The following is an 8771-nucleotide window of genomic DNA, read 5'->3' as shown; positions in this document are numbered from 1 at the left end:
GGCGCCACCGCCGCGACCGCGTGGATGAAATTTAACGATCATCGTCCGTTCCTTTCTCAAGAACGGCGTGCCGCAGCCGCTCAAGCCCGGCATCGATGGCCATCAGCGCCGCCACAATCTGTACCCTGTCATGGCCGGTGCCGCCGCCGGCGTTAACACGGCGGGCTATCTGGTTCAGGTTATTGCCCATGCCGGCAAACTGGCGCAGCAGCGCTGGCGAGAGTGAGGGAAGCTTTCCGGTGCGCGCAGGCTTTTCGTCCAGGCAGGTCTGTCGCATCCACGCCGCCAGCTGCCTGCCGTCACAGCGCTCGAGCAGCCGCCGGTGCTCGTCCTCCGTCACCCACATGGTGAGCATCTTGTTCCGTTTCTCTGACAAACCGGCCTCCTGATAACGCCGGGACGGGCGGGAAAGCCTTTCCCGGTCGGCGCGGGGTTGGACAAGCCGCAGGCGCGTCAGGCTTTTGGCGGGTTTCGGGGCGCAGCCCTGAACCAGTCACGTAGCGCTAGCGGAGTGTATACTGGCTTATTATGTTGGCATGAGTGCGGTTGTCGGGAAAGTGCTTCATGTGCCAGGAGAAAAATGCAGCAGCGGAGCGTAAGCAGAATATGCAATGCAGGTGATGTTCCGCTTCCTCGCTCACTGACTCGCTGCGCTCGGTCGTTCGGCTGCGGCGAGCGGTGTGGGCTTACGAAGGGGGCGGAAATTTCCTGGAGGATGCCAGGAAGAAGCTTAACAGGGAAGCGAAAAGGCCACGGCAAAGCCGTTTTTCCATAGGCTCCGCCCCCCTGACAAGCATCACGAAATCTGACGCTCAAATCAGTGGTGGCGAAACCCGACAGGACTTAAAGATACCAGGCGTTTCCCCCTGGTGGCTCCCTCGTGCGCTCTCCTGTTCCTGCCTTTCGGTTTACCGGTGTCATTCCGCTGTTATGGCCGCGGTTTCTCATTCCACGCCTGACACTCGGTTCCGGGAAGGCAGTTCGCTCCAAGCTGGACTGTATGCACGAACCCCCCGTTCAGTCCGACTACCACGCTCTTTCCGGTAACTATCAACTTGAGTCCAACCCGAAAAGGCACGACAAATCGCCATTGGCAGTAGCCACTGGTAAACAGGATGTGCGAGAGATGTTGTGAGAGTTCTTGAAGTGGTGCCATTACTACGGCTACACTGGAAGGACAGATTTGGTGACACGTCTCGCACAAGACTGTTACCACGGTTCAGAAACTTGCCGGTTTACTGAACCTTCGAAAAACCACCTTGCCGGGTGGTTTTTTCGTTTACAGGGCAAGAGATTACGACGGTAACGACAGGATCACAAGAAGATCCTAACCTCGAAAACATTGCTCATATCCACGTCTGGATATCAACCACCCCCAGTTACTGCCACCACTTCTGTTCCCCTTGATAACATATCCTTTTGAAAAGATTACTAATCAGGCAAGATAGTAGGATGATGCACAATCACCCAACAAACCAGCATAACCATTTGAATAAATAGAAAAATAAAAACATAGGATATTAGAGTAATGAAATACATTTGCTTTGCAGCAGTAATGATTTCCCTTACAGGATGCGTTAATTCAAGTGGCGTATTACCCATGGGGCCAGATACTTATTCCATATCTGTTCATGCTGCACCTGTAAGGGGACAGGCTGGAGCAAAAAAAGCTGCGTTAACAGAAGCGAACCAATATTGCCTTAATCAAGGCAAGACCATCCTTGTGAAGAACATGGATCACTCTACGTTTAGCTCGCTTCCAGGGGATGATATAAGCGTCATATTCCAATGCTTATCGGTTGGCGATAGTGGATTACAGCGACCTAATTATCAAAGTCCTGCTGATGTAAACGTCAACGTTAATTAGGCACCATTTACCATAACATCCGTTGCCCGCACCGCTGAAACGGGGTTGGCTGCGTTTCCGGTGCCAGACGCGAGAAAGTGGCGACAGACATGACGAAAAAACACCAGAAACGCAGCCGCTGAATATTACACTGGTGCATAGTCATGCAGCCAGATGCATGGATGTTAAAGTCACACTAAAATCCGCGCCAATGCCTTAAAAACCGACAAATGCTTCTCCAGCCAGTCCCACAGCTCCGCCGCCAGATACAGGCAGTTAAGCAATGATTCAATAAGATTTAACAGCTTCATTTCCCGCTCCTGAATAAGGCGTGACCTTTTTGATCACGAACCTATTTAGCGGGAGAAGTAAGAGCCCCTCTTCGTGCGGGTTGTCAGCTGCCTGGATGGTTTAAAGTGTCGGCCCGCGGTAGGTTTTCTGCGGCTGGCGCTCCAGCTCCAGTGTTTTCTGATACTCATTCTCCCTGTGCCGGAGCTCGATGGCATTCAGTTCCCGGACAAGCGGCGCAGCTGCTCGCTTAAACTCAGCACCTGCGTGCTCAAGTCCGACACGCGCTCGTTCAGCATCGCGTTCTCCCGTTGCATAAGCCCACACATGCTCCGCCATTCCGCGAAGGCGCTCTCCCACTCGTCCAGCCTTTGCGAGTAGTCCTGCTGTAGCTGCTCTAATGCGCTCAGCAACTGCTTTTCCAGCTCTGTCATTTTCCGCTACTCCTGTTTCAGGCGGATCCATGTCGTCCCGTCGTAAGGGATGGCTTCGGTTTGCATCCCCGGCGGCAGGATAAGAAACCTCCGGCCGTCGCTGCTCTCCTGATAGCGCACTCCCCACGTCCGGGCGGTCATTTTCGCCAGGGTATCTTCCTGCTGACGAAGATGCGTGTAATTGTCGGTTATCTGCTGCCCCTGCCACCACAGAATGCTCCCGCTCGTGCCGATCAGCAGCGCTGACACCATCAGGATGGTGAGCCATGTCCGCCCGGCAGTCCGCAGTACGCTCCGCCGGTTTTTCTCCATCGCCTCGCTCATACTCTGCTCGTGGGCGAGGATGGCGTCGCTGATTCTCCTCGCGCTTGCGCTCAGTTCCGCTCTGACAGACTGCTCGTGCTCGCTGAATGCGGCTTTCAGCATCTCGCCGGTACTCTGCTGCCGCGCTTTCGATTGCTGCTCTAAGTCCTTCGCCAGCGTTAAAAGACTGCTCATAGATGGCTCCCTTCAGTCGGATGTTTCGCCCCCCGTCCGGGTCGGCAATGCTGATACTGCTTTTCGTGGTGCGCACCACCTCAAAACCTGACCGTTCCAGCGCCTCAGTGACATCCTGACGGCTTTTCAGCTCCCCGGACGAAGCAAGCGTCAGCAGTCCGCGCGTGATGGCTTCTGCGGCCTCCTGCTTCGTTTTCGGCAGTCCGGACGGCGTGACCAGCGCCCGGCGGTTTTCCGGTGCGTTCGGGTCATGCAGCCCCAGTCTGCCGTTCACGATGGTCTGCCAGGCATCGATGCGCGGTCGGTCGGCGCGGTCGTAGTACGGCTGGAGCCGCCTGCCGGTCAGTAGCTCGGTATTGGGGATCAGAAAGTTCAGCTCCAGACGCCCCTTGTCCTCGTGCTCCACCCACAGAATGCTGTACTGATCTTTATCGAGTCCGGGCATCAGAACCCGCTCGAAGCTGGCCATCAGTTTTTCCCGCTGACCGGGAGGCAGATCGGCCTCCGCAAACGACAGTACGCCGGAAGTGTATTTCTTCACGTAAGGCGACGCGTCAATCAGCTCCCGGACTTCTTCCGGCTTCCCCTGCAGGACGCTGGCGCCTTCACGCTGCCGGTCTTTACCCAGCAGATAGTCCACCGGCCCGGCGCCACCGCCGCGACCGCGTGGATGAAATTTAACGATCATCGTCCGTTCCTTTCTCAAGAACGGCGTGCCGCAGCCGCTCAAGCCCGGCATCGATGGCCATCAGCGCCGCCACAATCTGCACCCGGTCATGACCGGTACCGACGCCGGCGTTAACACGGCGGGCTATCTGGTTCAGGTTGTTGCCCATACCGGCAAGCTGGCGCAGCAGCGCCGGCGAGATCGAAGGAAGTTTTGCGGTACGAGCCGGCTTTTCGTCCAGGCAGGTCTGCCGCATCCACGCCGCCAGCTGCCTGCCGTCGCAGCGCTCAAGTAGCCGCCTGTGCTCATCCTCCGTCACCCACATGGTGAGCATCTTGTTCCGTTTCTCTGACAAAACAGTCTCCTGATAACCCCGGGACGGGCGGGAAAACCTTTCCCGGTCGGCGCGGGGTTGGACAAGCCGCAGGCGCGTCAGTGGCTGTTAGCGGGTTTCGGGGCGCAGCCCTGAACCAGTCACGTAGCGCTAGCGGAGTGTATACTGGCTTACTATGTTGGCACGGATGCGAATATCAGTGAAGTGCTTCATGTGGCAGGAGAAAAATGCAGCAGCGGAGCGTCAGCAGAATATGCGATACAGGATATATTCCGCTTCCTCGCTCACTGACTCGCTGCGCTCGGTCGTTCGGCTGCGGCGAGCGGTACCGGCTTACAGGCGGGGCGGAAATTTCCTGGGAGATGCCAGAAAGAAGCTTAACAGGGAAGCGATAAGGCCGCGGCGAAGCCGTTTTTCCATAGGCTCCGCCCCCCTGACAAGCATCACGAAATCTGACGCTCAAATCAGTGGTGGCGAAACCCGACAGGACTATAAAGATACCAGGCGTTTCCCCCTGGTGGCTCCCTCGTGCGCTCTCCTGTTCCTGCCTTTCGGTTTACCGGTGTCATTCCGCTGTTATGGCCGCGTTTGTCTCATTCCACGCCTGACACTCAGTTCCGGGAAGGCAGTTCGCTCCAAGCTGGACTGTATGCACGAACCCCCCGTTCAGTCCGACCGCTGCGCCTTATCCGGTAACTATCAACTTGAGTCCAATCCGGAAAAACACGACAAAGCGCCACTGGCAGCAGCCACTGGTAACAGGTTTAGAGGAGGAGAGTCTTGAAGTTTCGGGTGCGATAAGGCTACACTGAAAGGACAGTTTTGGTGACTGTGCTCCTCCAAGCCAGTTACCGCGGTTCAAAAGAGCGTCAACTCTTGCGAACCTTCGAAAAAGCCACCTTGCCGGGTGGTTTTTTCGTTTTCAGAGCAAGAGATTACGACGCAACGGAAAGGATCTCAAGAAGATCATCTGTGATGTTCGACAGATATGGGGATATGCACCATGGCCTATCCGGCTTTAACTGAAATGGCGACATCCTTAACCGCAGTCTCAACCCCTGCAGCATTCCTCTGAATGCTGGTCATAACTTCACCCGCTTCGCGCATGAGTGTAACCCCTTCCCGAGTGTTCATCAGGCTGTTTTCAATGCCACAGAGAACATCCTTGGCCAGTTGACTATTGCTGGCCACGACTTGCTCAATTTCTTCAGTCGCGCTACTGACGCTCGCCGCAAGATTACGCACTTCTGCGGCAACAACCGCAAAACTTCTTCCGGATGCGCCAGCCCTTGCTGCTTCAATCGCGGCATTCAGTGCAATAAGTCTTGTCTGCATGGCAAACTTCCGGATGGTTTCCACCATATCGTCAATACTTTCAGACTGATTGTTGAGCCGTGAGATATCGGTGGAGACAGCCCCCATCCCCTGCGCAATTCTGTCAATCATAAGGATGCTATTTTCAATAACATTGGCACCGTTCTGCGCACTTTCTCGGGTCTGCACGGCCATATCCCATGCATGCACAGCAGCCTCTTGCTCTCTCTGGTTTCGCAGGACATCAGCCGTAACATCTGTAGCGAATTTCACAATTTTATAAAGCTGCCCATCACTGTTAAAGACAGGGTTATAAGTTGCACGGAACCACAGAGGGTCTCCCTGACGGTTAAGGCGTGGAAACAGACCAGAAAAAAACTCACCTTGATTCAGACTCTCCCAGAAATGTCGGTATTCATCACTTTTGTAAAGCGTCTCGGCACAGAACAGACGATGATGCTTACCTATGATTTCATCCCGCTTATAGCCAGTGGCATTGACGAAATTTTCATTTGCTTCAAGCACGATCCCTTCAGGATTGAAGGTGATGATGGCCATAGAACGGTTTATGGCATTTACGACTGCTTCCTGCTCAAGAGCAGAATGCACGCGCTCAGAAATATCGGCAGCAATTTTAATGACTCTGATAACACGGCCGCGCCTGTCAGAAACGGGGATATAACTGGCTTCAAGCCATACGGAACGATTTCCCTTTGCCAGCCGCAGGTACTTGCCACTAAAGCTTTCTCCCCTGGCAAGGCGCTGCCAGAACTGGCTGTATTCCGGTGAACTTACCAGCGAGGGCGGGCAGAATATACGATGGTGGTGACCGATTATTTCATCAGCCCTGTACCCCATAGTGGAGAGAAAAAGCGGGCTGGCTTTATTTATCACCCCCTCCGGACTGAACTCAATGACAGGCTTATTCTGACAAATTGCGTCATACGAAATGGCTGATCGCTGGAGGTTCAGGGAGAACATATTTTTAAGTGAAAACATATGAATCAGATTGCCCGGATAATGTAAGTACTGCCATGGTTATCGGCTACTCCTTATGTAGCGTTATATATTACTGCGACAGGGCGGGAAAAAGCCCGCTCTTCAGCCATGCCGGCATGATGTCCGGCTCCGGATTTCACGCGTAAAAAACCCGCCATCTTTAGCGGGCTGAACAATAAGAAAATGTTCATATTTACGGCAAATCCGCCGGCTCCAGCAGAGAAGCTGGCGTCTATCAATCTTGGAAGAACCAGCGCAGCTCCGCATGCATTAACAGGCATCAGAAGGCAAAAAAATGGCTCACATCCGGGAGCCGGAAAACACTCAACTGCCTGGATCGCAGCACATCCTTTGTGAAGGATAATTTAAGTATCGGCCGGATTGCCGCGGGCATAAGCCCGGCCGGCATAATTTTTTCCGTATCCGCCAGACCTCGGCTTTTAACATAACACCCCTTGCCCGCACCGCAGAAACGGGGTTGGCTGCGTTTCCGGTGCCAGACGCGAGAAAGTGGCGACAGACATGACGAAAAAACACCAAAAACGCAGCCGCTGGATATTACACTGATGCATAGTCATGCAGCCAGATGCATGCAGCGTAAAGTCACACTAAAATCAGCGCGAACGCCTTAAAAACCGGCAAATGCCTCTCCGGCAACTCACACAGCTCCATCACCAGGTAAAAACAGTTCAGCAGGGCTTCAATAACGTTGAGAATTTTCATCACTTCCTCCGGGATAAGTCACTACCATTCCGGTAGTCAGCCTATTTAGCAGGAACGCGATGAGCCCTTCTTCGTGCGGGCTGTCACCTCATCTTCGGACCATCGAAACTCTTCTGCTTCTGTCGGAGCGTCAGCTCCAGCTCGTTCTGACGCTGATACTCCAGTGCAGCCTTCTCCTCGATGGCATTCAGTTCCCGGACAAGCGGCGCAGCTGCTCGCTTAAACTCAGCACCTGCGTGCTCAAGTCCGACACGCGCTCGTTCAGCACCGCGTTCTCCCGTTGCATAAGTCCACACATGCTCCGCCATTCCGCGAAGGCGCTCTCCCATTCGTCCAGCCTTTGCGAGTAGTCCTGCTGTAGCTGCTCTAATGCGCTCAGCAACTGCTTTTCCAGCTCTGTCATTTTCCGCTACTCCTGTTTCAGGCGGATCCAGGTCGTCCCGTCGTAGGGGATGGCTTCGGCTTGCATCCCCGGCGGCAGGATAAGGAACCTCCGGCCGTCGTTGCTCTCCTGATAGCGTACTCCCCACGTCCGGGCGGTCATTTTCGCCAGGGTATCTTCCTGCTGACGAAGATGTGTGTAATTGTCGGTTATCTGCCGTCCCTGCCACCACAGAATGCTCCCGCTCGTGGCGATCAGCAGCGCTGACACCATCAGGATGGTGAGCCATGTCCTCCCGGCCGTCAGCAACACGCTCCGCCGGTTTTTCTCCATCGCCTCGCTCATACTCTGCTCGTGGGCGCTGATGGCGTCGCTGATTCTCCTCGCGCTTGCGTTCAGTTCCGCTCTGACAGACTGCTCGTGCTCGCTGAATGCGGCTTTCAGCATCTCGCCGGTACTCTTCTGCTGCGCTTTCGATTGCTGCTCTAAGTCCTTCGCCAGCGTTAAAAGACTGCTCATAGATGGCTCCCTTCAGTCGGATGTTTCGCCCCCCGTCAGGGTCGGCAATGCTGATACTGCTTTTCGTTGTACGCACCACCTCAAAACCTGCACCTTCAAGAGCCTCAGTGACGTCCTGACGGCTTTTCAGCTCCCCGGACGAGGCTAAGCTCAGCAGTCCACGGGTGATGGCTTCTGCGGCTTCCTGCTTCGTTTTCGGCAGTCCGGCCGGCGTGACCAGCGCCCGGCGGTTTTCCGGCGCGTTCGGATCGTGCAGCCCCAGTCTGCCGTTCACGATGGTCTGCCAGGCATCGATACGCGGCCGGTCGGCGCGGTCGTAGTACGGCTGGAGCCGCCTGCCGGTCAGCAGCTCGGTATTGGGGATCAGAAAGTTCAGCTCCAGACGCCCCTTGTCCTCGTGCTCCACCCACAGAATGCTGTACTGATCTTTATCAAGTCCGGGCATCAGAACCCGCTCGAAGCTGGCCATCAGTTTTTCCCGCTGGCCGGGAGGCAGATCGGCCTCCGCAAACGACAGGACGCCGGAGGTGTATTTCTTCACGTAAGGCGACGCGTCGATCAGCTCCCGGACTTCTTCCGGCTTCCCCTGCAGGACGCTGGCGCCTTCACGCTGCCGGTCTTTACCCAGCAGATAGTCCACCGGCCCGGCGCCACCGCCGCGACCGCGTGGATGAAATTTAACGATCATCGTCCGTTCCTTTCTCAAGAACGGCGTGCCGCAGCCGCTCAAGCCCGGCATCGATGGCCATCAGCGCCGCCACAATCTG

Annotated in this window: 7 protein-coding genes and 1 pseudogene; all 8 read right to left on the bottom strand. The window is 55.3% G+C overall.

The window, feature by feature from the left end; all coding sequences use genetic code 11:
• Positions 1 to 31: 31 nt before the first annotated feature.
• Positions 32 to 376, bottom strand: a complete 345-nt coding sequence (locus tag ACMWKK_RS25440; RefSeq protein ID WP_406542957.1) for a MobC family plasmid mobilization relaxosome protein — start codon at positions 374 to 376, stop codon at positions 32 to 34.
• 1976 nt (positions 377 to 2352) lie between these two features.
• Positions 2353 to 2568 (bottom strand): MbeD family mobilization/exclusion protein, encoded by a 216-nt coding sequence (locus ACMWKK_RS25435; protein ID WP_029590204.1) that lies wholly within the window; start codon positions 2566 to 2568, stop codon positions 2353 to 2355.
• Positions 2569 to 2574: 6 nt separating this feature from the next.
• The gene (locus tag ACMWKK_RS25430) at positions 2575 to 3066 is read right to left on the bottom strand and encodes an MbeB family mobilization protein (protein WP_032623637.1); all 492 of its coding nucleotides are present in this window, start codon (positions 3064 to 3066) and stop codon (positions 2575 to 2577) included.
• A gap of 677 nt (positions 3067 to 3743) precedes the next feature.
• Complete coding sequence (locus ACMWKK_RS25425; RefSeq protein ID WP_032976203.1) at positions 3744 to 4088, bottom strand: MobC family plasmid mobilization relaxosome protein; 345 nt, start codon at positions 4086 to 4088, stop codon at positions 3744 to 3746.
• A 987-nt stretch (positions 4089 to 5075) separates the two neighbouring features.
• Positions 5076 to 6380: a PAS domain-containing methyl-accepting chemotaxis protein gene (locus ACMWKK_RS25420; RefSeq protein WP_007899670.1), complete on the bottom strand. Its 1305-nt coding sequence runs from the start codon at positions 6378 to 6380 to the stop codon at positions 5076 to 5078.
• A gap of 910 nt (positions 6381 to 7290) precedes the next feature.
• Positions 7291 to 7506 (bottom strand): MbeD family mobilization/exclusion protein, encoded by a 216-nt coding sequence (locus ACMWKK_RS25415; RefSeq protein ID WP_000137422.1) that lies wholly within the window; start codon positions 7504 to 7506, stop codon positions 7291 to 7293.
• A gap of 6 nt (positions 7507 to 7512) precedes the next feature.
• Positions 7513 to 8004, bottom strand: a complete 492-nt coding sequence (locus tag ACMWKK_RS25410; RefSeq protein ID WP_016355729.1) for an MbeB family mobilization protein — start codon at positions 8002 to 8004, stop codon at positions 7513 to 7515.
• A gap of 677 nt (positions 8005 to 8681) precedes the next feature.
• A pseudogene (locus ACMWKK_RS25405) lies at positions 8682 to 8771 on the bottom strand (plasmid mobilization relaxosome protein MobC); the annotation flags it as partial.

This window comes from Enterobacter sp. 01-M-03-SI-ECC, from assembly GCF_047530215.1.
GTDB classification, from domain to species: domain Bacteria; phylum Pseudomonadota; class Gammaproteobacteria; order Enterobacterales; family Enterobacteriaceae; genus Enterobacter; species Enterobacter chengduensis.
The sequence above is the reverse complement of the archived record's forward strand: the minus strand, read 5'-3'. Positions and strand labels throughout refer to the sequence as shown.

Excerpts from the sequence above, each read along its gene's own strand:
- ACMWKK_RS25435 (WP_029590204.1), bottom strand. The coding sequence starts at position 2,568 with ATGACAGAGCTGGAAAAGCAGTTGCTGAGCGCATTAGAGCAGCTACAG.
- ACMWKK_RS25430 (WP_032623637.1), bottom strand. The coding sequence starts at position 3,066 with ATGAGCAGTCTTTTAACGCTGGCGAAGGACTTAGAGCAGCAATCGAAA.
- ACMWKK_RS25420 (WP_007899670.1), bottom strand. The coding sequence starts at position 6,380 with ATGTTTTCACTTAAAAATATGTTCTCCCTGAACCTCCAGCGATCAGCC.
- ACMWKK_RS25415 (WP_000137422.1), bottom strand. The coding sequence starts at position 7,506 with ATGACAGAGCTGGAAAAGCAGTTGCTGAGCGCATTAGAGCAGCTACAG.
- ACMWKK_RS25410 (WP_016355729.1), bottom strand. The coding sequence starts at position 8,004 with ATGAGCAGTCTTTTAACGCTGGCGAAGGACTTAGAGCAGCAATCGAAA.